Source organism: Acinetobacter wuhouensis (assembly GCF_001696605.3).
In the GTDB taxonomy this organism is placed as follows: Bacteria; Pseudomonadota; Gammaproteobacteria; order Pseudomonadales; family Moraxellaceae; genus Acinetobacter; species Acinetobacter wuhouensis.
The window spans coordinates 2,259,134-2,284,852 of record NZ_CP031716.1 but is presented as its reverse complement, the minus strand read 5'-3'; the positions used below and the strand labels follow the sequence as shown (position 1 = coordinate 2,284,852).

Below are 25,719 nucleotides of genomic sequence, written 5' to 3'. Positions count from 1 at the left end.
AATTTAAAAAATTAACCTGAAATATATTGCTGTAACTGATCAATCAGTTTTTTCTGATCTTCCATTGTGGCTTTGACCAAGTCACCAATCGAAACAAAGCCGACCAAGACACCTTCTTCAAGTACAGGGAGGTGACGTAGATGACCGTCAGTCATTAATTCTAGACATTGTTCTACAGTATGGCTTGGCGTCACAGAAATAACTTTAGATGTCATAATCTCAGCGACAGTGGTATGGTCAGATGTACGCTGCATCAATGCAATTTTACGGGTATAGTCACGTTCTGAAAGGATGCCGACCAGCTTACTGTCTTCTGTTACGACTACTGCACCAATACCTTTATTTGCCATAAGCGTAATTGCTTCTAAAACCGTGGCAGACGGCGAAATCGTATAAACTTCACGACCAATTTTATCTTGGATTACTTGTGCTACTGTAGTCATAATTATTTTCCTTATTGAGTGTGCCTCTACTGCACACCTTTAAATTAACTGTATTTTAAAACTTTGCAAATACTTTACAGTCACAAATTATAGTGCTTGTTTTTTACAGCTTTCTTAAATCAATGGAAAATAAAAATTAAATCGCCTGAAATTGGGGTGAATTTGCAAAAAAGAAATGATCCATTTGCAAAGTTGAAAGTTTAAATTTACGAGAAGATGAGTTAAACAAAGCCGGTTTAATATTTAAACGTGTCAATGTCGGGAGTAGAGAATCTTTAAAATCCTTTGGTGTGATTTTTCGTGGTGTATAGTTGGGCCAGTGAATCTTTGCATACTGATGTGCTTGAACGGCATTCAGCCAAAAGGGGAAATATACTTCATCTGAGCCAGACTTCATTGCCCAACCTTCATGGTAAAGTCCCCAAAGAACACCACAATACATCAGTGATTTTAAAATAGAAATTTTGATAAAAAACTCATTTGAAATCGGCTGTAGATGAATATACTTTTTCATAATGGGCATTCATTTTTAGTACATTTCTATTGTAATTGAAAAAGCGTTAAGAACCGTTGGCGCTTTATACTGAATCGTAAGCAATTATTAAAATTAGCAAAGAATGTTATAAGAATGTCTGTTTGGGAAACGTTTTGTGAGTATTACGCTATAAAAGAATAAACAAGCGGCATTAAAAAACGCCACCGAGGTGACGTTTTATTATGCTTGCATGGTTGCCATCTTTTCCCAGTATTGGGCTTTTAGCGAATCACGTTCTACACGGAAACCTTGGTAATAAAGTTCTGCAAGGAACGTTGCTGCTTTACCATGCCCTGCTTTTGCTGCGTCTTCTAATGCCTTTACAGCTTCTACAAAGTTCATTTCACATTGAATCGTATTTACAGCGTCTGCATAAACATGTTCTAGGTCTTGTTGAGAGATTTGATGAATCATATATAACTCCTTATTGTAATTATGATCTTTAAAACTACAGCTCCCCAACGGAGCTTATACTTAACTAATCTAACTTAACTTTATTAAACTAATATTACAAAATGCTTCACTTGTCAAGTAATCTACTGGGATTGCTTAACGAATATAAGATTACATGATTAAACAATAATCAGAAATAATATTTATTAAAATCAATATGAGAATTATGACAAAGGGAGAGTAAAAATGACTAATACAATAGATGGATTTACTTTTGATGTACCCGCTGCTGAGTCTCAGATTGTTGAATTAGCTCAGTATCATCGAAAACAATTGGACGAAGCAATTTACCATCAAGAAATACATCTTGGTGATTACTGTTTAGCCCAACGTAAGCGTGTTTACGATTATACCAAAAATCTTGACGCAACGCAAAAAAAAGGTTTTTACCGTGTTTATGATAACGAATTGCGACGCCTTGCAGATGATGATGACTTACATCCTGTACATGCGGAAGGTGGTGTGAGTATCTTCGCAGTGGTGATCGCGTTGGTGATTATTGCTGGAATTTTATATTTTGCATTTCTAAGGGCAGTTTTATAAAAGTTAATTTAAACTGATTTTCTTAGAGATTTAAAAGTTCAGTGGTCAAGGTCAAATTATCGGTGTTATGTATCATGCTTATTTACTAAAAACTCTCATCAATTGCTGATGGGAGTTTTTCTTTTTAGATCTTGTTGTTGAAGTGTATTTTTATTTGTTGGTGGAATAAATCGAAAGATGGGTTTGTACATTTAAAATGATCAATAAACGGTTTAGGCATTTAAAAGTCTGGATAAAGCGCTATTTTTTTATCTCTAGGATGATAGACTATCTGCAATTCGAGGTAGTTCATGCTTAAATTCAAAGATTATTTTCAAAAGTTGTATCGTTCTTTTCCTTTAGAGCGTTTTTTGAATTTTTTTGTGGCGTGTATGATTGTTGGAATGATAACACTTGCAACATTGGCGCTTTTGCGTCCGATCAGTCCGACGCAGTATAAAAATGTCCTTGCATATTCTGATCAAGCGGCTTATCCGAAAACGCAAGTCCTCGCAAAACATTTAAGTCAACAAGAGCTTATTTCGGTTGCCGAGTATTTTCGGTTGTTGCGCGCTTATTATTATGAAAAACAACGTATTAAACAATATCCTGCTGTAGATGTGGCTAATTCTAAATAAGCTTTCACGATTCACGATTCACGATTCACGATTCACGATTCACGATTCACGATTCACGATTCACGATTCACGATTCACGATTCACGATTCACGATTCACGAAGCAGGTCTAATGGTCTTTTTAATGATCAGGGCTGGAATATCTGGCATTGTCTGAGTGTCAGGTTTTAAGTTTAAATCTTTGTTTTCTAGCTGATTCGGTACTTCAAGATCATTGATTAGCATTTCTTTTAAAGCGACTTGATCAAGTGTAGGCGCAACAACAACAAGGGTTAAACGATCTGCACGTAAGTGTTTTTGGATGGCAGTTTGGACTTGTTTGGCTGTAATGCTACTTAGTTGTTTTTGATATTGATTTAAGTAATCTGCAGGTAATTGATAAAATCCAATCGCTGCAATCTGTGCATTGATATTGGCATTTGAACTAAATGTCATTGGAAATGATCGCAAAAGTCCTTCTTTGGTTTCTTCCAATTGTTTTTTTTGAATTGGCTTTTTGACAAAGTCACGCAAAGCTTGATGCGCAACCTGGATACTATCAATCAGCTGTTTTTCTTCAGTTGAATAACTCAAACTAAAAAAACCTTGTGAGAGCGTACTGACCAACGAACTATATGCGCCGTAAGTATAGCCACGTTTGACTCGTAATTCTTTCATCAGTACCGAGTTGAATCCGCTACCACCAAAGATTTGATTGGCAACTTCTAAAGCAACACGATCAGGATCATTTCGTTGAATGGCTAAGTGTCCCATCATGACATGGGCTTGGCTTGAGTTAAAAGGAATGTAATGAATATTAAAATCTTGTTGATCTTCAGGTGTTGGTAGAGGCGCAACGGCTTCACCTTGGGTGATATTTTGGCTGATTGTATTCGAAATTTTCATTGCATCATTGGCGCTTAAATTTCCCGTGATTGCGATATTCATATTCTGAGCGACGAGTAACTTTTGACGAAATGTTCTGAGTAATTCGGGGGTTATCTTCTTTAAACTACCATTGGTTCCTGTCGTGGGTTCAGCATAAGGATGTTGTCCATAGAGTGCGCGATAAAAGCGAATATTCATCATTCGGCTTGGGTTTTCTTGGACTTGTTTTTGACCAATCTTAGTGTTGTTTAAGACTAAATTTAAACCCGAAGGATTGAATTGTGCATGATTTAAAATGTGCATCATCATATTTACAGCAGGGTTGAGTTTGTCTGGATCGGACAAAACTCTTAAGCGTACGGTAAACATATCACGATACGCATTGACACTAAATTGTGCGCCTAACCCCTCGAAGGTCGAAGCAATTTGTTTGGCTGTATATTGCTCTGTACCTTCAGTCATCAGTCTTGCAGCCATATTTGAAATACCAAACAAGCCTTTACCTATCGCTTCATCTTGTGAAGATCCTGCATTAAAAGTCAGTTGAATATCGACAATGGGTAGATCTGGTGCTGAAACAAAGAGTGTGCGAACTTTTAAATTATTCTCTAAATCTTGAACAAAAGGTGTCTGATAGTTTTGCTTTTTTTCTAAATTTTTCAGGCTTTGTAATGTGGAATAGGATTTTAAAACAGTATTATCTATCATTTCATCCGTATCACGATCATCGAATTCGACCTCTGCATGATTTAAACTAGCCGTAGAGAGTGTGATAATAAGTAAAAGCGATGTTTTTAAATGTTTTTTTGAAAATATAGACAGACGCATAATTCACCTTATTTATTCTTTTGTGTTTTCAGGCAGGAGATAAAGACTACTTAAGTTATCTTTGACGAAATAAATATTGGCGATTCTGAGTAAATCTTGTGGGGTAACTTTGTCATAATGCTTTGGTAATTCATCAATCAAGCGAAAACTCAAACCATTGACCTCTAAATTGCCAATCATATTGGCTTGCCCTGCAATATCATCTTGGCTATAGATCAAATTTGAAACGAAATTATTCTTCACTCGATCAAGTTCGTTTTGATTGACCAATTCTGTTTTAAATAAACTCATTTCTTTTTCAATGGCTTTTTGTGCATCTTCTAATGAAACGCCTTCACTCGGAAGAGCTGAGATCATGAAAATACTGTCACCACGATTATATGGGTCATAACTGACACTAATTGCGGTCAGCGTTTTCTTATCGCGGACAAGGCGATCTTGTAGACGAGCTGAAATTCCACCATCGAGTAAGGATTGGATAATCGTAAGTGCATAGGCATCTTGTGGGTTTTTCGCCGTGGCAATGGAACGTACATTCCACGCCATAAATAAGCTTGGTACTTGTACAGGTAAATGTACTTGCATGTGACGATAACCGACGCGGTCATATTCGAGAACATCATTGCGATCCGGAAGTTGCTTTTTAGCAATACCACCAAAATACTTTTCGATTTGTTTTAATGCCTGCTCAGCATTGACATCACCCACGATCACAAGTGTTGCATTATTGGGGGTATACCATGTCTGATACCAATGCTTGAGGTCTTCTAAACGAATATTTTGTAAATTTTTCATAAAACCAATCACGGGTTGACGATAGTGACTGGTTGGATAGGCAATCCATTTAAAACGTTCATAGGCAAGATTGCGTGGATTGTCATCGGTTCTTTGGCGACGTTCTTCCATCACTACTTTAATTTCAGGATCAAAGTCTTGTTGTTTTAAAACCAAGTTAGACATTCGGTCTGCTTCAAGTTCTAAAGCGAGAGGGAAGTATTTTTTTGGATAAAGTTGATAATAATTGGTGTAGTTGGTAAATGTTGCAGCATTGGTTCGTCCACCATAGATTCGGCTAAGACGCGTAAATTCATCATCTGGAACTTTCTGCGTGCCCTTAAACATCATATGTTCAAGTACATGGGAAATACCCAATAGATTGCCAGATTCATCACTGCTGCCAACACCATACCAAATTTGGGTCATGACAATGGGGGAACGATGATCTTCACGGATAATCACTTTTAGCCCATTCTTTAGTGTGGTTTCAAAGGTAGTGCGAGCAAGTTGACTTTCGGGCGCTGCATAAAGTGATGTTTGTATAAAATTCAATGAAATAAAGCATACAGGCGCAATTAGCATTCTCCATAATTGAGTTCGGGAACGGACAAGAATTTTAAAAGATTTGGATTTTAAAATACGCACAAATTGCCTGAATATTTATTCTAAACGTATAACTATTCTCAAAAAATTAAAGATTTAAAGCAAGGCAGGAATGTTGCATTTTGGTTGAGATGTTTTATCACTGCTTTAACACTAAAAATTGCCTTAAAATATGCTAAACTCATTCTTTTTTAACGCTATGCTTTTCAAGGAATCGGCATGCAGGAACAGCAAAATAAATTCTTGATTGATGCGGATATTGGTGATGATGATGTCACATTACCGAGTTTACCCGCAGTCAATGTGCCTATTATTGAAAATGAAAAAGTAGAAACACCTAAGACTGAAACAGTAGTTGAAGAAAGTCTTTCAGAGGAAACTACCCAAACTGAAGAAAAAGCCAAAGGTGGCTTCTTCAGTCGTATGAAAGAAGGTTTAACTAAATCTCGTAAAAACCTTGCTGATGGGATGGTGAATATCCTGATCGGTGGTAAAGAGATTGATGATGAGTTACTTGAAGAAGTTGAAGAGCAACTTTTGGTTGCTGATATTGGTGTAGAAGCGACGAAAACCATTATTACCAATTTAACTGAACGTACTGCGCGTGGTGATTTGATCTATTCACATTCACTGTATAAGGCATTACAAGAAGAATTGGTTGCTTTACTTGCGCCACGTGTAAAACCTTTACATATTGACCCGAACAAAAATCCGTTTGTGATTCTTGTTGTTGGTGTCAATGGTGTTGGGAAAACCACGACCATTGGTAAATTGGCAAAACGTTTACAAGGTGAAGGCAAGAAAGTCATGCTTGCGGCAGGTGATACTTTCCGTGCAGCAGCTACTGAGCAATTACAAATCTGGGGTGAACGCAACAATATTCAAGTGGTTGCTCAAGGTCATGGTGCAGACAGTGCTTCAGTTATTTTTGATGCTTTTGAAAGTGCGCGTGCCAAAGGTGTAGATGTACTGATTGCCGATACCGCAGGGCGTTTGCACAATAAAAGCAACTTAATGACTGAGTTGACCAAAGTTAAGCGTGTAATGCAAAAAATTGATGCAACTGCGCCACATGAAGTGATGTTAGTTGTAGATGCGGGTACAGGTCAAAATGCCATTAACCAAGTTGAAATGTTCGATGAAGCTGTTGGTTTAACAGGTCTAACCATTACTAAATTGGATGGTACGGCAAAAGGTGGTGTGTTGTTTAATATTGCCAGTCGTACGCATGTGCCAATTCGTTTTATCGGTGTGGGGGAGAAGATTGACGATCTACGTCCGTTCTCTGCGAAATCCTTTGTTGCAGCGCTTTTTGAGACAGATAAATAATTCATATTATTTATTAATCATTCAATATTAAATAAAAGAACTCCGCTTATGCGGAGTTTTTATTCATTTGGATTCTGAGAAATGTTTAATTGTTTTAAAAAACAGCAGAATAACCTGACCACACTGAGAATAAAAAAACTTTAGTGGTTAGAATACCCATATAAAATTTATGGTTTTTATTTGGTTTAATCTTTGGGGGATTTATGGCATTTTTAGCGAAAATAGGGCAAGTACTGAACACTGAAATTTCCAAAGATTTAATTTTTAAAAAGAAAGAATTAGAAGAAAATACCTATAGTTTTTTGGAAGATATGAAAAAACGCAGAAGTTATTATGAACTCAGTAATCGTGTGAGTTTAAGCCCTGAATATCTTACCCAATTGATTAAAGATGCTGCGCGTTGTTGTCCTTCGGCTTTGAATTCGCAAAGTGCTCGAATCGTCATTCTGTTGCAAGGTTCTCATTATAAATTTTGGCAAATGGTGAAAGAGGTACAACATCACGCCGTGGCTGAAGCCATTTGGGAAAGTATGGATGTTAAAGTTGATCGTTGTGCATCTGCTTTTGGTACAGTTTTATTTTTTGAAGATCAAGACATTATCCAAAGCCTACAAAAGCGTAAACCTTTGCAAGCAGAAGAATTTCAATTGTGGTCTGAACAAACGTCTGGAATGGTACAGTATGCGGTGTGGACTGCAATTGCGAGTACAGGTCTAGGTGCTTCGATTCATCATTTCAATCCATCTATAGATCAAGCAACCACAGATTTACTGGATTTACCGAAACAATGGCAACTCAAAGCACAGTTGGTTTTTGGCAGTATTCTTGAAACTGCTGTAAATAAAAATGAATTAAATGATGAGGTTATATTCAGGGTGCTTTCATAAGCGTAATTTTTTTAAATTTTTATAGTGAGTGCTTTAAATTTAAAGCCTTGAAAAGATTTGATTTATTATATTGTTCTAAATATGGAACACTTTGTTATTGATATAAACCTGACGAAGTAACGGAATATGCAATACACTGAGACCATGTTAAAGAAAACGGCCAACAGGGTCACAGAAGGAATATAGATATGTCATTTTTAAATCAAATCAAACAACGTCGTACAATTTATGCAATTGGTAAAGATGTAAGTCTAGATCAAGCGAAAATTGAAGAAATCATCAAAGAAGCTGTGAAACAAAGTCCATCAGCGTTTAACTCACAATCTTCACGTGCAGTGATTTTATTTGGTGATTCACACGTTAAATTCTGGACAATCGTACTAGAAACTTTACGTAAAATTGTTCCTGTTGAAGCTTTCGAAGGCACTGCAGGTAAAATCAACAGCTTTATCGCTGGTGCGGGTTCAGTATTGTTTTATGAAGACATGAGCGTGATCAAAGGTTTACAAGAACAATTTGCGCTTTATGCAGACAACTTCCCAGTTTGGGCTGAACATTCTACAGCAATTGCGCAATTTGCAACTTGGACAGCATTGTCTGAAGCGGGTATCGGTGCATCATTACAACACTATAATCCAATCGTAGATGAAGAAGTGGCTGAAGTATTTGGCGTACCTGCGGATTGGAAACTTCGTGCACAATTGGTATTCGGTTCTATCGAAGCGCCTGCTGGTGAAAAAGCATTTATTGATGATGCTGCACGTTTCAAAACTTTTAACTAATAGAAAATATTTTAAAAGTTTGAGCCAATTAACAATATGATTGGCTTGATTTGAAATAAAATCAGCCTGTTTAGATGATGAGTCTAACAGGCTGTTTTTCTATTCGACATTTATAAGAAGCCTCATTATTACAAACTAAGACTTTCCGATCAGCAATGATAAAATTCCTGCTGCAATGAGTGGACCTACAGGAACACCGCGTAGTAAAGCAACACCAGCGACTGTACCAATGAGTAAACCAGCCACAACATTGGGTTGATTGGTCATGAGCGACACACCACGTCCACCTAACCATGCTACCAATAAGCCAATCGCAATAGCGCAAAGTGATTTCCAGTGCATAAATGATTTGAGAATCTCTTCACCTGCAATTTTTCCGCTGGCAATGGGTGTAAGTACACCAATGGTGAGGATGATAATGCCGACTTCTAAACCATGACGTTGTAAGAGTGGGAAAAACTCACTCAGCGGTGTGATGCGAAAGACGATCAATACTGCTGCCGCTATAGTCACTGCTGTGTTATGACTGAATACGCCACATGCAAGTAATACAATCAGCACCATTAAGTTTAGGTCTAAACTGCTAAGACTCATTTTGATTCAACATTTTTTATTTCAATACACCTGAACATTATACTGAAAAGATAGAAAGGATAGGGCGCAGCATTGGAATATTCTAAATCATTGCATTATTAAGCTTACTTGAGGATTGATTGAATATTGATGTGACATGGGGATTGCTTTAAATATCAGTTAGGTTTTTAAGCCGAGATCCATTAAAATACATGTCAATTTATTTAGGTTCTGTTTTATGTTTTTGGAAAAAATGTTGCAATCACAAGGCTTTGGTTCACGTAAGCATTGTCAACAACTCATTAAGAATGGGGCGGTTGCTATCCAAAATGAAGTTATTACAGAGCCTAAGTTTAAATTGAATCTGCAAGATTTAGAATTTTCCGTGCATGGTCAGTCTTTTCAATATCGTGAAAAAGTGTATATAGCACTCAATAAACCCGTAAATTACGAATGCTCACATCAGGCGACACATCACTTTAGTGTGTTTGATTTATTTGATGATGTATTGATGAATCGCGGCATGCAATGTGTAGGGCGACTCGATCAAGATACAACAGGGTTGTTATTGCTCACGGATGATGGACAATTTTTACAGGCTTTAACACATCCTAAAAAACATGTGCCTAAAGTTTATCAGATGCAAACTGCTGATCCAGTGACTGACGAACAGATTCAACAACTTGAGCAAGGTGTTGAATTACGAAATGAAAAGGGTATATTTTCGGCAACAGATGTTATCCGTTTAGATGAATTTAAATTGCAAATGACCGTGCATCAAGGTGTTTATCATCAAGTTAAACGAATGCTTGCAGCAGTTGGAAATAAAGTGGAAAATTTACATCGTGCACAAATTGGACAATTAAAATTAACTGATTTAGCTGAAGGTGAATGGATTTATCTAACTGAAAATCAGGCTAATGCTGCGAAAAAACTGATTGCAGATCAAATTTAAGTTTAAAAAATACATTGAGACTTAAAATATCGACCTTATCTATCTGCTTAAAGATACTTTTATTTTAAGAAGCAGTGGAAAGTTTGAAACTCATTATCTTTAACGAAGCCCATTTGTTCATAAAGCTGATGGGATTGGTAATTGCTTTTTTGAGTTTCTAGACTAATACGTTGCGCATTTTCATGACGTGCAAAAAGTATTGCAGTATCAATCAATTGTTTGGCTGAACCTTGCCTGCGATAGCTTGGTGTGACATAGACATCATCTAAAATATAATATTTTAAACAGGCAACAGAGGAAAAACCTAAATACAGCAATACAAAGCCTGTAAATACATCATCTTTAACGTGAATAAAAATGACACTTTCTTTATTCTCAAAACGTTGAGTAAGAAAGCTGAGAGATTGTTTGATATTGGAGGATGCACCGTAAAATTGACGGTATTCATCAAATAAAATAGCAAGTTGGTTTAAATCTTCTTTGGTCGCACGACGAACGATCATTTATCACTCCTTGCAAAGTAAATTATTATCCTTGCAATAGAGCATAACCAAAAAAGTGAAAAGTGAACTCAAAGAATTGTTTAAAAATGCGACACTGTTAAGTTTTGTCACTTTCACCCAAGATCGCATTCAACTCTGCAAATAAATCTTCATCGTCATCACTCAATTCAACAGTAGGATTGGCTTGCCCATTTTGTTGTTCTTGTTTCAATTTTCTTAATTTTAACAATTGATCCATATTGATATTTTGATTTTCAATCGCGAAGGGGATCGATTTGGTGATCACGACTTGTTTAAAAAATAGACGAACTGCTTGAGCAGGGGTAATTCCCAATTGCTTAAAAACAGCAAAAGCTAATTTTTTTTCTTGTGAATCAAGGCGTACTTGATAGACTTCAGTTTTTCTCATGAATAAAACCAAACAATATTTGAGTTTGAGTGCCTATTTTAATCAAAGCTTAAGTAATTTCAATGTCTAATCATCAAAAAGTCGTATATTGTCATTACGTCAAAATTACAGTGTGAGTTCAAATTCAGAACAGAAATGCAAATTCTCCCCTATTATCGGATCTTTGAAATGAATTTCTTTGGCTAAAAGTTGTAAAGGCTGGGTGAAGTCTGCATCGTTTTTATGCTGAACTACTGGATAGAATGGATCATTTTTGATTGGAATGTTGAGCCAATTTAAATGCACACGTAATTGATGTTGCTTACCTGTAGAGGGCTTGAGTAAGTATTTTGCCCATTGCCCGTTACATTCAAGAACTTCAATATCTGTATGTGAATTACTTTCACCTTCAATCACTCGCATGGTGTAAAAGGGTTCCCCCTTATCCATTCTCAAACTTAAAGAATATGGAAATTTCAAGTCAGCTTGATAAGGTGCAATCGCGTGATAAGTTTTATCCACTTTACGCTCTGCAAACATTTGCTGATACAGACTACGTGTTTCAGGTCGCTTTGAAAACAATACAATGCCAGCAGTTTCACGATCTAAGCGATGAATCGGAGTTAAATCTGGATTGCCAGTGGCTTTTTTAAGCCTGACCAAAAGGGTTTCTTGAACATATTGTCCAGTTGGGCTGATGGTTAAAAAATGCGGTTTATCCACCACCAATAAGTCGTCATTTTCAAATAAAATCTCTTCTTGAAATGGTACATGGGTTTCATGAGCGAGAAAGCGATAATAATAAATATGCGTATTGGCTTGGAATGGACTATTGATATTTAAGCATTGCCCAGTCATATCAATAATCAAATGATCATCAAAACGCTGTCGCCACTCAGTTTCTGAAATATGCGCAAATTGCACTGTTAAATATTCCAATACAGTTTTGAAGGTTTGTTCTGATTTTTGTAAAAAAACCTTTGAAGCGGTCACGCCATCTCGCATTGGGGGAACATAGTCTAAAATGGGTGAGGTATTTTTCATAAGAACAGTGAATTAAAATAAATGTGTTACAGTTGAGCGGATCAAAGCGCTATTTCTAGGCAAAGCAACATAGGTTTTATGTGCTTGCAATGCTATCATAACGTCTTGTTTGAATCCTGTCGTGAGCACTATGCAATATTCATGTAAATTAAGTCTAAGCAATGAACAAGAGACCGAAAAGTTAGCGCAAAAGTTGGCGCAACATATTGCCCAAGGCGTGATTTATTTAATCGGTGATTTAGGCGCAGGAAAAACCACATTAACACGATATTGGCTACAAAATTTAGGTCATCAAGGTGCGGTAAAAAGCCCAACTTATACCTTGGTTGAGCCTTATACCATCAATGGAACAGTAGTCTTTCATTTTGATTTGTATCGTTTAAATGATCCTTATGAACTTGAATTGATGGGTATTCGTGATTATTTAGATGTACCGAATGCTTTATTTTTATTTGAATGGCCATCGAAAGGTGGTGATGAAATTCCTCAAGCAGATCATGTCATTACAATTCTCAAAGCAGAAGATGAAAGCGTGCGTGAAGTGATCATTGAAAGTGTTTCGGAAACACTTATTCAGGCGCTGAGTTAATTTTTATTTTATTCATTATCATTTCAATCATGCGAAATGAGTATTGAGAATCGTGCCCAATCAACATTCTATTCATTTTAATTTTAGGTTAATTGAATGCAACGTGAAGACATCAGTTTAAGACGTATCCAAACTTTAAATCCTGCTCTTGCCAACCAAATCGCGGCAGGTGAAGTGATTGAACGCCCATCGTCTGTGGTCAAAGAGCTACTAGAAAACTCGATTGATGCGGGGGCGACTGAACTGATTATTCGTGTGGCAAATGGTGGGAGTACTTTGATTGAGATCATCGACAATGGTCGCGGGATTCATCCAGAAGATTTAGCCTTATCAGTGACGCGCCACGCCACCAGTAAAATTCAAAATGCTGAAGAATTGCAAGCCATTGTCAGTTTAGGTTTCCGTGGTGAGGCTTTGGCTTCGATTGCTGCTGTATCACGTTTGACATTGACCAGTAGTCAAGATGATTCAGGCGTGGGTTATCAGTTGGAAGTGAATGGCACGGCTTTTGATCATCAGGATATTCAAGCAGTAGCTGCACAGCAAGGCACACATATTCGCATTCAAGATTTATTCTTTAATGTGCCTGCACGTCGTAAATTTCTGAAAAAACCAACCACAGAATTTGGACATATTGAAGAAATTGTGCGCCGTATGGCACTGACGCATTTCGATATTCGTTTTGTCTTAGAACATAATGATAATATTCGCCTGAATTTACCGATTGCAGATAGTGGTGAATTGCGTTATCAGCGAGTGCAACAATTATTGGGTCGTCAATTTACTGAAAATGCTTATTGGATTGATGCGGACAGTATCAGTATGCGATTATCGGGTTGGTTAGGTCATCCCTCAGATGCACGCGCGCAGGCAGATTTGCAATACGTTTATGTGAATGGTCGTATTGTCAAAGATAAAACCATTTCTCATGCGTTGCGCATGGCATACGATGGTATTTTACATGGGCATCAATATTCAGCTTATTTACTATTTTTAGAAGTCGATCCTGAAAATATTGATGTCAATGTGCATCCGACTAAGCATGAAATTCGTTTTTTAAATCAGCGTGAAGTGCATGAATTTGTACGTCATTATGCCAAAGAAACTTTATCGCAATTTCAAACAGCAAGTGCTGAATTGTCTTCTGCAATGAAGCAAGATCAAAATGACACCAATCAGCAATGGCAACAGGCTCAACCTCGTTATCAAGAGCAATTTCAGTTACATCGAAATGCAATACAAGATTCTCATGATCATCAGCATATTTCGAATGATCAAAATAGCCTAAGCAATGCTGATTCTCAGATGTTGAATGATGGTTTAACTGACTTTAGTCAGCCACAAGGGCAAACCATCAATTATTCACAATCATCACAACAATATCGTGGAACGCAACAGCTCAATAATGCATTGAAAAGTTATTTAGCACCTTTACGTGAGCAAGACGATTCAGATTTGAATAATCATGCTGATTCACAAAATCTATCCGATCAGGCTTCTTATGAACGCTCGGTGCAAAATCTTGAACATAAGCAGAGTAATTATGTTGATGAGCATCCATTAGGTATTGCGATTGCACAATTGCACGGTATTTATATTCTTGCTCAAAATACCGAAGGCTTGATTATTGTTGATATGCATGCGGCACATGAACGTATTTTGTTGCAACAAATGAAGTCAGCTTGGGATAAACCTGAATTTTGGACATCACAGCAATTATTGATTCCTAAAGTGATTTCTATTACCCGTATGCAAGCGACTCGGATTGATGAATTAAAACCGCAATTAGAACGTTTGGGCTTAGACATCGACCAATATGGCGATGATCAAGTGATTGTACGTGGCGTGCCTGCGATTTTGCATAAAGCAGATTTTGAATCACTTGTCCCTGAGCTTCTGAACGATTTAGATCCGAATGATGAGGCACAGGCTTTACAACAGAAACGTGATCAAATTCTTGCAGGTATGGCATGCCATGGTGCAGTGCGTGCACATCGGATGCTCAGTTTGTCTGAAATGAATGCTTTATTGCGCCAAATGGAACAGACTGAATTCGCCAGTCAATGTAATCATGGTCGTCCAACATGGCGTGCATTTCCACTTAATCAATTAGATAAATTATTTGCTCGAGGAGAGTAGTTGTACATGTCAAATCAAAAGCCTGTCATCAATTTAATGGGACCGACTGCGAGTGGGAAAACCGCTTTGGCATGTGAACTATATGAACGCGGTGGCTATGAGCTGATTTCCGTCGATTCTGCGCTGGTTTATAAAGAAATGGACATTGGTACAGCAAAACCGACCAAAGAGGAACAGGCGCGCTATCCGCACCATTTAATCGACATTATTACGCCACTTGACGTGTATTCTGCGGCTGAATTTGTTGAAGATGCATGTGGATTGATCGACGATATACATGCACGTGGTAAAACACCGATTCTGGTTGGTGGAACGATGCTATATTTCAAAGCGCTATTAGAGGGGCTTTCTTCAAATTTACCGAGTGCTGATTACAATATTCGAGCGGAAATCGAGCACAAAGGTGAACAAGAAGGGTGGCAAGCCGTTTATGATGAGCTGAAATCAGTTGACGCTTTAGCTGGTGAGAAATTTAAAGTGACTGATAAACAGCGAATCATCCGTGCATTGGAGGTTTATAAAATTACAGGTCGCCCAATTACACAACTACAGGCGGAACAACCCAAAAAGCAACCATATCGTTACAATTTTCATAATTATGCATTGGTACCAGATCGGTTAGAATTACATAAACGTATTGAATTGCGTTTAGAAAAAATGTGGGATATTGGTTTTTTAAATGAGGTAAAATACCTGATTGAAAAATACGATCTCAATGAAAATTTGCCAGCATTCCGCTCGGTGGGTTACCGACAAGCAATTGAATTTTTGAAAAATTGTGATTTTAGTCATGAAAGTGAGCGGCAAATGAAGGATAAATCTTTGTTCGCGACACGACAATTGGCTAAACGTCAATACACTTGGTTACGTTCTTTGCAAGAATTACACCAATTCAACACTTTTTTAACGATAAAGCAGGCTCAAGAAGACTTGCGAAACTTACACGGATAAAGCAAAATTTAACAACTATCTTTTTTATAAATTTTAATTGAAAAATAAAGATAGTTTTTGCGCTGATTTTAATTTTTTTTTGGAGTATAAAATGTCTAAAGGTCAAACTTTACAAGATCCGTTCTTAAATTCTCTCCGTAAAGAACGCATTCCAGTTTCTATCTTTCTTGTAAACGGTATCAAATTACAAGGTCATATTGAATCTTTTGACCAATATGTAGTTCTTTTGAAAAATACAGTAAGCCAAATGGTTTACAAACATGCGATTTCTACAGTTGTACCTGCACGTAATCCACGTCCTGCTGGTGCTCCTGCTGGTGCTCAAGGCGCTGCTGGTGGCTTCGGTGGTCAAGCTGGTGGCTTTGGTGGTCAAGCTGGTGGCTTCGGCGGTCAACAAGGCGGCTTCGGCGGTCAACAAGGTGGCTTCGGTGGTCAAGGCGGCTTCGGTGGTCAAGGTGGCTTCGGTGGTCAAGGTGGCTTCGGTGGTCAAGGTGGCTTCGGTGGTCAAGGTGGCTTCGGTGGTCAAGGTGGCTTCGGTGGTCAAAGTGATTTCGGTGGTGAAACTAAATTTGAGGACTCATCTGAAGATGAAAACAATCGTTAATTTGTAGATAAATTCATCTTTGATGATCTATGAATTAAATAGATTCTTAAAAGACGCTCTAGGGCGTCTTTTTTTATGGCTAAAGTTTAGCCAGTGTTTATAAGTGAGGTGTTAATTATTGTGATTTTAATTTTTTTGCTGGAATTTGAAAATAATGATCTATTTAACCTGAGTTCGAAGTTGATTTCTTCCAAAAAATTGATACGCGGAAACGTCCTTCGCAATTGTTTGAGGCATGAGTCAGTCATGGCGCAAGATTTATAAGTTAATGTTTTTGCGATAATTTTGATATATTTCGGTAGCTGACGAGTACTGCGATGAGGATCCTCAAAATATACTTTGAGTCCGCAAGATGGTTTTCTTGCGCAGTTTAACTGCTCATTTTGCCGAATGACAAACATCGTTTCGTAAGAGTGCCTCGAGCCGAAGGCTAATCCTAATATATGAACAAAACCGATTAGACTCCGTCACAATAAACCTTACAAAAACCTTACCCTACTGAAATTATTAAAATAACTTATCGAACTGACGTTATTTAGTTTTCACGCATAAAAAACCAGTGATCTTGCACTGGTTTTTATCAACTCTAAAACTTAACTTTTGCCTTGTTTCGGGTCTAGATTTGGATCTTTGATTTCAATATATGTGTTGGCGCGCAATTCTCTGATCCAGCTATCATATTCAGATTCGAATTGGCGTTCCCCAAGGATTTGACGAGCCATACGTTTTTGGTATTCTGAAGTCATATCTTGTTGGCGCTTGCCAGTGACCTGGAGAATGTGCCAACCAAACTGAGTTTCAAATGGTTGACTGATGTCATTGACAGTTGCGTTTTGCATTACTTTGTCAAACTCAGGCACCATCATGCCTGGACTTACCCAACCTAAGCTACCGCCGTCACGTGCGGAGCCTGGATCACTTGAATATGTTGCTGCAAGTGTAGAAAAATCATCACCTGCTTTTAAACGATTATAAATACTGTTAATGGTTTGTTTGGCATTTTCAGCACTCACAACTTCTGATGTTTTGATCAAAATATGACGAGTTTCAAATTGTGGTACAAGTGCTTTTTGATCATTCGATTTTTTTTCTAATAATTTTAAAACATGTATACCGTCTTTTGCAGTAATCAAGTCTGTTGTTTGACCTATTTCGATGGAGCTAACACGTGCCGCGAGTTCAGCAGGGATGTCAGAAAGAGGACGGAAACCCATATCTGCACCATCAACTTTGATTTGAGCAGTACTATATTTTTTTTCAATTGCTTTTACATCATTACTATTTTTTAAATCCGCACGCACTGATTTAGCAATATTTTCAATTTCGGCTACTGGTGCATTTCCAGCAATACGCATGTGCAATACTCGAGCTTGACTGCCTACAGCTGCTTGACCTTCTGGGGATTTAAGGAAATTGTCTACATCTAGATCTGTAATTTTAATTCTAGACATTACTTGCTGTTGGCTGAGTCTTTGAATCAGTAGATCTTCAGACACACGACCACGAAGCAATTCATAAGTTCCTGGTGCGACTGCATCTAATTTTTGTTGAAAAGCTTCGAGCGAACTCGAGCCTGATTGTTGTGCGACTTTTAATACAGCATCATTTAAGCTTTTCTCATCAGCCTTTAGACCATATTTTTTAACTTGTTCAAGTTGTGTATCACGTGTGATGAGTTGGCTGAGTACTTGCTGTTCTAAAATATTTTGTGGTGGAATTGGTTTTTTTTGTGCTTGTAGCTTATGTGTTGCTTCAGCAATACTTTGATCTAAATCACTTTTTAAAATTGCAGTAGAACCTACGACTGCAATAATTTGATCTTTAGGGATATTCGCATTTGTAGATATGGATGTAGCAATGAGTAAAGCTAAAGTTGTTGCTTTAAATAAATTTTTAAAATTTTGCGTCTTCATTAATGTGTCCAAGATTGATTAGCTTTATCAAAACCTAAAATACGATTTTCAAGTAATGAACTTAACTTGTTGTTTAAACCACCAAGTCCTTTTAATGTGATTTCAGCCATTACCGCATTTTTACGTTTGGTATCTGGAGAAGAAACATCATCTAGATCGTTGTAGTAAGAACGACCATAGACAGAAATCCCCCAACAACAAGATTCATAATTTACACCGAGTAAATATTCACGAGCAACACGATTATCAAGGTCATATTGTGCATGACCCATGATACGCCAGTTGTCTTTTACAGGTTGTATAAATGATGCAACTGCTTGATCATATTTATCTTGACGATCTGGCAAGTCTTTTCTGTAGAAGTAACCTACATTATATAAATTACCTTTTGCACCTGTGTAGTACAGTTGCAAGTCTTGTTGAGCACTATCTCCATTCGACATCCATGCGGAGTTGGTGCTGATGGTAAAGTTTTGTGAAAGTTGACTGGATAAGCTTAAAACAGGGCCGGTATGCTTTTCACGATCGATTTCATCTAGACCACTACGTAGTCCCACTTTACGATCAGAGAAGTAATAGCTTTGCCCAACACTTGCTCTTAAGCGCTCTAAGCCAACTGTATCAAACAAACTGTAACTCACACCTAAAGACATGAAATTATTGTCTTCTAGGCGGTCATGCCCATAGAAACGATACGGACTAAATAACTGGTCATAGCTGATCGATGCCGTTGTTGAGTCAAAATTCGGGTTTAGATTTTGATTCTCATAAGGTGCGTATGCGTAGAAAGCACGAGGTGTTATTGTTTGGAGATATTTGCCATCTTTCTCAAAGGTTAACCCTGTATCCAATGTAAATTGTGGCACGATTACTGATTTTGTTCTGGAATCAGAACCATTATTTTGTGTGTCCTGGTCGTAGTAAACGTTCAGACTACGAACAGAAACTTCAGGAATCACAAATGACCACGGGTTTCTAAAATTATAACGCGTTGCAAATTGATTATATAAACGAGTACCGCTTGGTTGGCTGAGTGCTAAGCCTGCATCATTGATGTCTTTTTTAAAGTAAGCGGTATCGTTATTAAACTCGTATTCCCAACCTTGTGGGTTGCCACCGACATAATTAAGTAAAAATTGTGGCAGACGTGCGTATGGCTTATCAACATCGGGTATGGTTTCGTCGAGTGTTTGGAAGTCTTCAACTTTTAATTGTGCTTTTAGACCAGGAATGCCGTGGGCATAGTTAAGTTCCCATGCACGACGTTGGTTTAATTCAGTTCGTGTACTTGGATTATTGTCTAGATCAGAGAAAAAATCTTTATCAGATACATAGTTGTATTCTAAATTCGTCGACCATTGCGGATTAATATTCCAGTTATGCAGGAAGTGTAGGTCTTTACGATCTTCATCATTATATTCACGATCATTCGGTAAATAGGTTCCCCAAATACTGCCTTGACCGAAATTCTCTGTTAAATAACGAAACTCTCCTTGTGCGACTAAACCGCGATCCGTAATCATTCTTGGTGTAATCGTTGCATCATAATTTGGTGCAAGATTTAAATAGACAGGAACTGAAAGTTCAAAACCACCGTCATTGGTAAAGCCGAAATTTGGATTCAGAATACCCGTAGTACGACGATCATCTATCGGAAAGTTGAAATAGGGAACTGCGAGTACAGGAACATCTTTGACATACAGTTTTGTGCCACGTGTAACACCACGACCTGTTTCTTGGTCAAGGGTGATTTGATCCGCTTTGATGTTCCACGTCGGTTTTTCATCAGGTGGGCAAGTGGTATAGCTTGCATCTTCTAAAATGATTTTATTTTGTGATGGACGTTCAATACGTTGAGCATGACCATGTGCATGTGTGAGTTCGGCAATATAAAAACTATTATTGAGTTGCCCAGTTTCATCTTTCAAGTTGTAATCAATTTGATCACTTTGTGCAATGATCCCACCTTGCGCCATTTGCACATTACCTTTGGCTTTGGCAAAGGTTTGAGTTTGATCAATGGTCACTTCATCAGCACGGATCATACGACCAGATTGGTCGATGACCACATCACCAGAAAGGATTGAGTCCCCATTCGGGTTGTAGTAGCCATTATCCGCTGTAATGATGGAGGATGCTTCTTCGGGTTTTACAGATGTAGATTGAGTGCTAAACGGCGTAACCCAGACACCTTCACAATAACGATTGCTTGGATTCTTTGAATCACGGACTTGCGCTTCAGCAGAATTTTTATCGACATAATATTGTTCAAAAAAGTTTTGTCCCGCAAAACTTTCCTTAATTGCAGCATTAAGTTGCGTATTATTTACTTTGGATGTCGCAACATCTGAAACATTGTTTGCTGTTTCAGCATAGCTTGATATTGAGCTTCCACAAAGTAGAGTCAAAACAGCGGTAGCCAAAGGATTAAATTTAAACTGATGCTTCATTTGTATCACTAACCAAATCTGCTAATCGCAATTAATTATTGTCGCATCATAGAGAAAAAGTTGATAAGTAGCTACACTTAGCACTTCAAAAATTCAGCCTGAATTAGATTAAATTGCAAATGAATACACAACGTGAACAATTGATACAAACATGGTTAACATCTGTACTCAGTTCAGATCAATTTGAAATCAATTTTTTAGCAGGCGATGCGAGTTTCCGTCGTTATGCACGAATTATCTTGAATAATAAAACATTTATGCTGATGGATGCACCTCCTGAGAAGGAAGATTGTCGTCCTTTTGTTGCTATTGATGAATTCTTTGATGTAAATGGTGTACGTGTACCGCACATTATCGCAAAAGACTTAGATCAAGGCTTCCTATTGTTGGAAGATTTTGGCGATGTTTTATTGTCTACCAAATTGACTGATGAAACAGTAGATACACATTATGCACAAAGTTTTAAACAGTTAGTGCAACTTCAAAGCATTGCAGGGGAATCGCATTTACCAGCCTATGCTTATGAAAAGCTAATTTCAGAAATGGAGTTACTCACAGACTGGTTATTACCATCTTTAAACATTCAAACCACAGATGAAGAGTCAGCATTAATCAAGCGTAGCTTTGCAATTCTTGCTAATGCTGCTTTGGCACAACCACAAGTGATCGTACATCGTGATTTTCATAGCCGTAATTTGATGATTCTCAATGGTGAAACGGATCAAGGTGTAATTGATTTTCAAGATGCAGTGATTGGTGCAGATACCTATGATTTGATCTCGATTACGCGTGATGCGTATGTGCAATGGAATCCTGAACGTGTTTATTCATGGTTTAAAGTGTTCTATGACTTATTGCCTGCTTCTGCTAAAGATGGTCGTGATTTTGAACAATTTAAACGTGATGCTGACTTCATGGCAATTCAACGTCATATCAAGATTCTCGGTATCTTCGTGCGTTTGTTTGAACGTGATGGAAAATCAGGTTATCTCAAAGACTTACCACGAGTGATGTGGTATTTGCTTGAAGAATCAAAACCGTATGCAGAACTACAACCATTCATGCAATTTATTCATGCTAGAGTCTTGCCGAAATTTGAGCAAAAATATGGTAAATATGAGGTTGTAGCTTAATGAAAGCAATGATATTGGCAGCAGGTTTGGGCAATCGCATGCGTCCACTCACTTTATACAAGCCAAAGCCTTTATTAGAAGTGGGTGGTAAAGCCCTGATCGTGTGGCACATTGAAAAATTAAAAGATATTGGTGTGACTGAGATTGTCATCAACTCTGCATGGTTGGCAGATATTCTGATTGGCACTTTGGGTGATGGTTCACAATTCGGGGTCGACATTCGCTGGACACGTGAAGAAGAAGGCTTAGAAACTGCGGGCGGTATCATCAATGCATTGCCATTATTAGGTGATGAACCGTTTATTCTGATCAATGGTGATGTGTGGACAACCTTTGATTTTGCAACATTACTTGATGTGAAATTAGGTGATGATTTAGCCCACTTGGTTTTTGTGCAAAATCCTGAACAGCATCCGAATGGTGATTTCACACTTGCCAATGGTCGTGCCTATACCTTTGATCAAAACGTTGAGGGTGAAAACCTGACCTATAGTGGTGTTGCGGTTTATTCTCCAAAAATGTTTAAAGGTTTAGAAGGTGGTAAACGTCCAATGTTGCCTTTGTTTAAACAAGGCATGTTGGATGGAAAAATTTCAGCCGAAAAAATGCAGGCTGCATGGGTTGATGTCGGCACACCTGAGCGTCTAACCGCTTTAGATTTGCAAATTAGACAGGGTGTTTATGCCAATTGATGTATGAAACTGTGCATTTAAGTATGAATCTGCATGCTTAAGTGCATATTAACTCATCATTAACTACTGTTCCACGCGCTAGAAATCGGTATACTTCATACAAATTTTTTTGAGATGTTATTGATCATGCATCCATTTTTTCAAGAGTTAAAGCAAGGTAGTATAAAGCTTGGCTTAAATTTGAGTGATGAAGCACTTGGTTTACTGTTGAAGTATCAAGATGCGCTCGTGCTGTGGAACAAAGCCTATAACTTAACAGCCATTCGTGACCCGAAAGAAATGTTAGTCAAGCATTTATTGGATAGCTTAAGTATTTTAAATGATTTACCACAAGGTCGTTTGCTCGATATTGGTACTGGTGGTGGTATGCCAGGGATGATCATTGCATTGTGTCAACCTGAGCGCCAATGTGTATTATTAGACTCAAATGGTAAGAAAATTCGTTTTCTTAAACAATTTATTGCAGATTTAAAACTAAAAAATGTCGTCGCAGTTCAGACGCGTGTAGAAAATGAAGATAGCATCAATGAACTCGGGCAATTCGATGTCATTACCAGTCGTGCATTTGCCTCACTCACAGATTTTGTTGCAGCGTCACAACCCTATATGCATGAAAAAAGTATTATTGCGTCAATGAAAGGTTTAGTTCCTTCTGATGAAATTGCTGAATTGAAAGCCAAGTTCAGCTGTGACATCGTTGAATTGCATGTGCCAAGATTAGACGAACAACGTCATTTACTTTTATTAAAACAGATTTAAAAACCAGAAGGTTGGGGTTACCATGGCTCAAATTATAGCAATCGCGAACCAAAAAGGTGGCGTAGGTAAAACCACGACAGCAGTAAATTTGGCTGCCTCTCTAGCCGTATTAAAAAAGCGTGTTTTATTGGTTGATATGGACTCCCAGGGTAACGCCACGATGGGGTCAGGCATTCAAAAGAATGATTTGCTTTATTCTGTAACAGATGTGTTATTGGGTGAAGTGCCGATTGAAACAGCAATCACCAAAGCTGAAGTTGGTTATAAAGTTTTAGGTTCAAACCGTGATTTGGCGGGTGTTGAATTGGCAATCGCTGAGCAAGAAGGGCGTGAATTCATTTTGCGTAAAGCTTTGCGTGAAGTTGAAAAAGATTTTGATTATATAATCGTCGATTGTGCACCAAGTTTAAGCTTAATTACTGTTAATGCTTTGGCTGCTGTAGATGGCGTGATGATTCCGATGCAGTGTGAATATTATGCTTTGGAAGGTTTGGCAGATTTAACTCAAACCATTGATAAAATTCAGCAAGCTTTAAATCCTGAACTTGAAATTATTGGTGTGCTTCGTACCATGTACGATGCTCGAAACGCTTTGACACGTGATGTTTCTGAAGAGTTAGAGCAGTATTTTGGCAAGAAGCTTTATGATACAGTGATTCCGCGTAATGTGCGTTTGGCTGAAGCGCCTGCACATGGTTTACCGATTATTTATTTTGAGAAAAGCTCTAAAGGTGCAATTGCATATTTAAATTTAGCGGCTGAAATGTTGAAAAAGAGTAAAGTGAAAAAAGGAAATAAAGCATGACCGTAAAAAAAAGAGGCTTGGCTAAAGGTCGTGGCTTAGATGCGTTATTAGGGTCAATCCAAAAAGAAAAATTACAGCTTGAAGTTCAGGCGCTAGATCATGGTCAGCTCAAACAAATTGATGTCAATCAATTAAAACGTGGTACATATCAACCGCGCCGTTTTATCAATGAGCAAGATTTACAAGAACTCGCAGCGTCGATTAAAAAGCATGGTGTGATGCAGCCGATTGTGATTCGTCCAATCGAGAATGATGAAACACCGTATGAAATTATTGCGGGTGAGCGACGTTGGCGTGCTGCACAGTTAGCCGGCTTGACGGAAGTTCCTGCAATTGTGCGTGATTTGACCGACCAAGTTGCGATTGCTTTGGCATTGATTGAAAATATTCAACGTCAAGATTTAAACCCAGTTGATCAAGCTTTGGCTTTACAACGTTTTCATGAAGAGTTTGGTTTAAGTCATCAGGAAATAGCGGATACTGTTGGTAAAGCCCGTACCACGGTGAGTAACTTATTGCGTTTACTCAGTCTTGAAGATGAAATTAAAGATTTGATGCAACAAGGTCAGTTGGACATGGGGCATGCACGTGCAATTTTGACTTTGAAAGCCAAAGATCAATTGCAAATTGCAAAAATCGTGATTGAAAAAAGTTTATCAGTTCGTCAAACCGAACAATTGGTGCGCGATTGGAATACACCTAAGCAAGAAAAGGCCAAAGATCCGCAAGCACCCGATGTACAGCAATTGACGCAAAAACTGTCTGAGCGTTTTAGTGCAAGTGTAAAGTTGGATTATAATAAGCAAGGAAAAGGAAAACTTGTGATTAGTTATAACTCATTGGATGAGTTGGATGGAATCTTAAATATCTGTTTAGCAGAACAATAATTTTTAATAAATATTTTTTTTGGGGGAACTAGGGATGTGGGAACTTGTCAAAGCTGGCGGTTGGTTGATGCTGCCATTGGTTTTATGTTCAATTTTTACCGTTGCGATTTCTATTGAACGATTTATACGGTTAAAACGATCCTTAGTTCTTCCTAAATCACTAATGTTAGAAAAAGGGCGCAGTGTTGATGATGTCTTAGATGAGCTAGAGCGTAATTCATCTGCTCGTTCATCATCATTAGGCTATATCTTCAAGGATGGTATTGATAGCTACTCACAAGGTGAAGAATATGCACGTGCGCAGATGGAAGCAACAGCTTCTCGTGAGATTGGTTATTTAGAAAAAAATATCAACTTTTTAGGGACATTAAGTGCGGTTGCGCCTTTATTGGGCTTGTTAGGAACGGTGATCGGGATTATTGAGTCATTTTTAATGATTGACTTGGGTTCTGCGAGTAACCCAACCATGATGATTCCAGGGATTTCTAAAGCGTTAATTACTACAGCAGCGGGGATGCTGATTGCGATTCCTGCGTTATTTGCTTATCGTTATTTTCAGCGTTTGGTACAAGAGTATGTGGCTGAGTTGGAACAACAATCAACCTTGTTTCATGCAGCATTATTTTTTCAAAAGCACCTAGATCAAAATAAGAAGAAAGTGGGTTAAGCAC

The 25,719-nt window shown here is 37.9% G+C and carries 27 protein-coding genes; 16 read left to right on the top strand and 11 right to left on the bottom strand.

Annotated features, from left to right (window positions below):
- Window positions 1-11 precede the first annotated feature (11 nt).
- The 3 genes from BEN71_RS11710 to BEN71_RS11700 form a co-directional block, all read right to left on the bottom strand.
- Complete coding sequence (locus BEN71_RS11710) at window positions 12-443, bottom strand: CBS domain-containing protein (protein WP_068973223.1); 432 nt, start codon at window positions 441-443, stop codon at window positions 12-14.
- 136 nt (window positions 444-579) lie between these two features.
- Complete coding sequence (locus tag BEN71_RS11705) at window positions 580-957, bottom strand: DUF2750 domain-containing protein (protein ID WP_068973222.1); 378 nt, start codon at window positions 955-957, stop codon at window positions 580-582.
- A 201-nt stretch (window positions 958-1,158) separates the two neighbouring features.
- On the bottom strand, window positions 1,159-1,392 hold the full coding sequence (locus BEN71_RS11700) for a hypothetical protein (protein WP_068973221.1): 234 nt from the start codon (window positions 1,390-1,392) through the stop codon (window positions 1,159-1,161).
- A 225-nt stretch (window positions 1,393-1,617) separates the two neighbouring features.
- On the opposite strand from BEN71_RS11700, the gene BEN71_RS11695 reads away from it, so the two are divergent.
- Both BEN71_RS11695 and BEN71_RS11690 read left to right on the top strand, forming a co-directional pair.
- Window positions 1,618-1,974, top strand: a complete 357-nt coding sequence (locus BEN71_RS11695; protein ID WP_068973220.1) for a hypothetical protein — start codon at window positions 1,618-1,620, stop codon at window positions 1,972-1,974.
- A gap of 290 nt (window positions 1,975-2,264) precedes the next feature.
- Complete coding sequence (locus tag BEN71_RS11690) at window positions 2,265-2,591, top strand: hypothetical protein (RefSeq protein ID WP_068973219.1); 327 nt, start codon at window positions 2,265-2,267, stop codon at window positions 2,589-2,591.
- Between the two features lie 95 nt (window positions 2,592-2,686).
- On the opposite strand, the gene BEN71_RS11685 is transcribed toward BEN71_RS11690, so the two are convergent.
- Both BEN71_RS11685 and BEN71_RS11680 read right to left on the bottom strand, forming a co-directional pair.
- A complete protein-coding gene (locus BEN71_RS11685) occupies window positions 2,687-4,285 on the bottom strand; it encodes a M16 family metallopeptidase (RefSeq protein ID WP_068973218.1) in 1,599 nt (532 codons plus the stop codon).
- Between the two features lie 12 nt (window positions 4,286-4,297).
- Window positions 4,298-5,644: a M16 family metallopeptidase gene (locus BEN71_RS11680; RefSeq protein WP_068973217.1), complete on the bottom strand. Its 1,347-nt coding sequence runs from the start codon at window positions 5,642-5,644 to the stop codon at window positions 4,298-4,300.
- Between the two features lie 240 nt (window positions 5,645-5,884).
- Between BEN71_RS11680 and ftsY the strand changes: the two genes are divergently transcribed.
- The 3 genes from ftsY (at window position 5,885) to BEN71_RS11665 (ending at window position 8,663) form a co-directional block, all read left to right on the top strand.
- A complete protein-coding gene (ftsY, locus tag BEN71_RS11675; protein WP_068973216.1) occupies window positions 5,885-6,994 on the top strand; it encodes a signal recognition particle-docking protein FtsY in 1,110 nt (369 codons plus the stop codon).
- Window positions 6,995-7,197: 203 nt separating this feature from the next.
- Complete coding sequence (locus BEN71_RS11670; RefSeq protein ID WP_068973215.1) at window positions 7,198-7,881, top strand: nitroreductase family protein; 684 nt, start codon at window positions 7,198-7,200, stop codon at window positions 7,879-7,881.
- Window positions 7,882-8,069: 188 nt separating this feature from the next.
- Window positions 8,070-8,663: a nitroreductase family protein gene (locus tag BEN71_RS11665; protein ID WP_068973214.1), complete on the top strand. Its 594-nt coding sequence runs from the start codon at window positions 8,070-8,072 to the stop codon at window positions 8,661-8,663.
- Between the two features lie 135 nt (window positions 8,664-8,798).
- Here BEN71_RS11665 and BEN71_RS11660 read toward each other — a convergent pair whose 3' ends face one another.
- Entirely contained in the window at window positions 8,799-9,257 is a 459-nt protein-coding gene (locus BEN71_RS11660; RefSeq protein WP_068973213.1) for a DUF441 domain-containing protein, read from the bottom strand.
- Window positions 9,258-9,474: 217 nt separating this feature from the next.
- On the opposite strand from BEN71_RS11660, the gene BEN71_RS11655 reads away from it, so the two are divergent.
- Entirely contained in the window at window positions 9,475-10,191 is a 717-nt protein-coding gene (locus BEN71_RS11655; RefSeq protein ID WP_068973212.1) for a pseudouridine synthase, read from the top strand.
- Window positions 10,192-10,250: 59 nt separating this feature from the next.
- Here the strand turns inward: BEN71_RS11655 and BEN71_RS11650 are convergent, their stop codons facing one another.
- From BEN71_RS11650 to BEN71_RS11640, 3 genes are all read right to left on the bottom strand, one after another.
- Window positions 10,251-10,694: a GNAT family N-acetyltransferase gene (locus BEN71_RS11650; RefSeq protein ID WP_068973211.1), complete on the bottom strand. Its 444-nt coding sequence runs from the start codon at window positions 10,692-10,694 to the stop codon at window positions 10,251-10,253.
- 97 nt (window positions 10,695-10,791) lie between these two features.
- Window positions 10,792-11,103 (bottom strand): type II toxin-antitoxin system RelB/DinJ family antitoxin, encoded by a 312-nt coding sequence (locus tag BEN71_RS11645; RefSeq protein ID WP_068973210.1) that lies wholly within the window; start codon window positions 11,101-11,103, stop codon window positions 10,792-10,794.
- Window positions 11,104-11,208: 105 nt separating this feature from the next.
- Window positions 11,209-12,126: an RluA family pseudouridine synthase gene (locus tag BEN71_RS11640; RefSeq protein WP_068973209.1), complete on the bottom strand. Its 918-nt coding sequence runs from the start codon at window positions 12,124-12,126 to the stop codon at window positions 11,209-11,211.
- Between the two features lie 130 nt (window positions 12,127-12,256).
- Here BEN71_RS11640 and tsaE point away from each other — a divergent pair, with 130 nt between their 5' ends.
- The 4 genes from tsaE to hfq all read left to right on the top strand — a co-directional run bounded on the left by tsaE (window position 12,257) and on the right by hfq (window position 16,409).
- On the top strand, window positions 12,257-12,715 hold the full coding sequence (tsaE, locus tag BEN71_RS11635; protein ID WP_068973208.1) for a tRNA (adenosine(37)-N6)-threonylcarbamoyltransferase complex ATPase subunit type 1 TsaE: 459 nt from the start codon (window positions 12,257-12,259) through the stop codon (window positions 12,713-12,715).
- Window positions 12,716-12,811: 96 nt separating this feature from the next.
- Window positions 12,812-14,854, top strand: a complete 2,043-nt coding sequence (mutL, locus tag BEN71_RS11630; RefSeq protein WP_068973207.1) for a DNA mismatch repair endonuclease MutL — start codon at window positions 12,812-12,814, stop codon at window positions 14,852-14,854.
- A 6-nt stretch (window positions 14,855-14,860) separates the two neighbouring features.
- A complete protein-coding gene (gene miaA / locus BEN71_RS11625) occupies window positions 14,861-15,805 on the top strand; it encodes a tRNA (adenosine(37)-N6)-dimethylallyltransferase MiaA (RefSeq protein WP_068973206.1) in 945 nt (314 codons plus the stop codon).
- A gap of 91 nt (window positions 15,806-15,896) precedes the next feature.
- The gene (gene hfq / locus BEN71_RS11620) at window positions 15,897-16,409 is read left to right on the top strand and encodes an RNA chaperone Hfq (RefSeq protein ID WP_117276785.1); all 513 of its coding nucleotides are present in this window, start codon (window positions 15,897-15,899) and stop codon (window positions 16,407-16,409) included.
- 593 nt (window positions 16,410-17,002) lie between these two features.
- On the opposite strand, the gene BEN71_RS11615 is transcribed toward hfq, so the two are convergent.
- On the bottom strand, window positions 17,003-18,322 hold the full coding sequence (locus BEN71_RS11615; protein ID WP_068973204.1) for a peptidylprolyl isomerase: 1,320 nt from the start codon (window positions 18,320-18,322) through the stop codon (window positions 17,003-17,005).
- Window positions 18,322-20,772, bottom strand: coding sequence for an LPS-assembly protein LptD (locus tag BEN71_RS11610; protein ID WP_068973203.1), 2,451 nt, complete (start codon window positions 20,770-20,772; stop codon window positions 18,322-18,324). Before BEN71_RS11610 ends, BEN71_RS11615 begins: the two co-directional genes overlap by 1 nt.
- 119 nt (window positions 20,773-20,891) lie before the next feature.
- Between BEN71_RS11610 and BEN71_RS11605 the strand changes: the two genes are divergently transcribed.
- The 6 genes from BEN71_RS11605 (at window position 20,892) to BEN71_RS11580 (ending at window position 25,715) form a co-directional block, all read left to right on the top strand.
- A complete protein-coding gene (locus BEN71_RS11605; protein ID WP_068973202.1) occupies window positions 20,892-21,905 on the top strand; it encodes an aminoglycoside phosphotransferase family protein in 1,014 nt (337 codons plus the stop codon).
- Entirely contained in the window at window positions 21,905-22,597 is a 693-nt protein-coding gene (gene murU / locus BEN71_RS11600; protein ID WP_068973201.1) for an N-acetylmuramate alpha-1-phosphate uridylyltransferase MurU, read from the top strand. The genes BEN71_RS11605 and murU overlap by 1 nt, the downstream gene beginning before the upstream one ends.
- 126 nt (window positions 22,598-22,723) lie before the next feature.
- Entirely contained in the window at window positions 22,724-23,356 is a 633-nt protein-coding gene (rsmG, locus tag BEN71_RS11595) for a 16S rRNA (guanine(527)-N(7))-methyltransferase RsmG (protein ID WP_068973247.1), read from the top strand.
- A 22-nt stretch (window positions 23,357-23,378) separates the two neighbouring features.
- Window positions 23,379-24,161 carry a ParA family protein gene (locus tag BEN71_RS11590; protein ID WP_068973200.1) on the top strand — a complete coding sequence of 261 codons (783 nt, stop codon included), beginning with the start codon at window positions 23,379-23,381 and terminating at the stop codon, window positions 24,159-24,161.
- Window positions 24,158-25,048 carry a ParB/RepB/Spo0J family partition protein gene (locus BEN71_RS11585; protein ID WP_068973199.1) on the top strand — a complete coding sequence of 297 codons (891 nt, stop codon included), beginning with the start codon at window positions 24,158-24,160 and terminating at the stop codon, window positions 25,046-25,048. Before BEN71_RS11590 ends, BEN71_RS11585 begins: the two co-directional genes overlap by 4 nt.
- 34 nt (window positions 25,049-25,082) lie before the next feature.
- Window positions 25,083-25,715 (top strand): MotA/TolQ/ExbB proton channel family protein, encoded by a 633-nt coding sequence (locus BEN71_RS11580; RefSeq protein ID WP_068973198.1) that lies wholly within the window; start codon window positions 25,083-25,085, stop codon window positions 25,713-25,715.
- The last annotated feature ends 4 nt before the right edge of the window (window positions 25,716-25,719 follow it).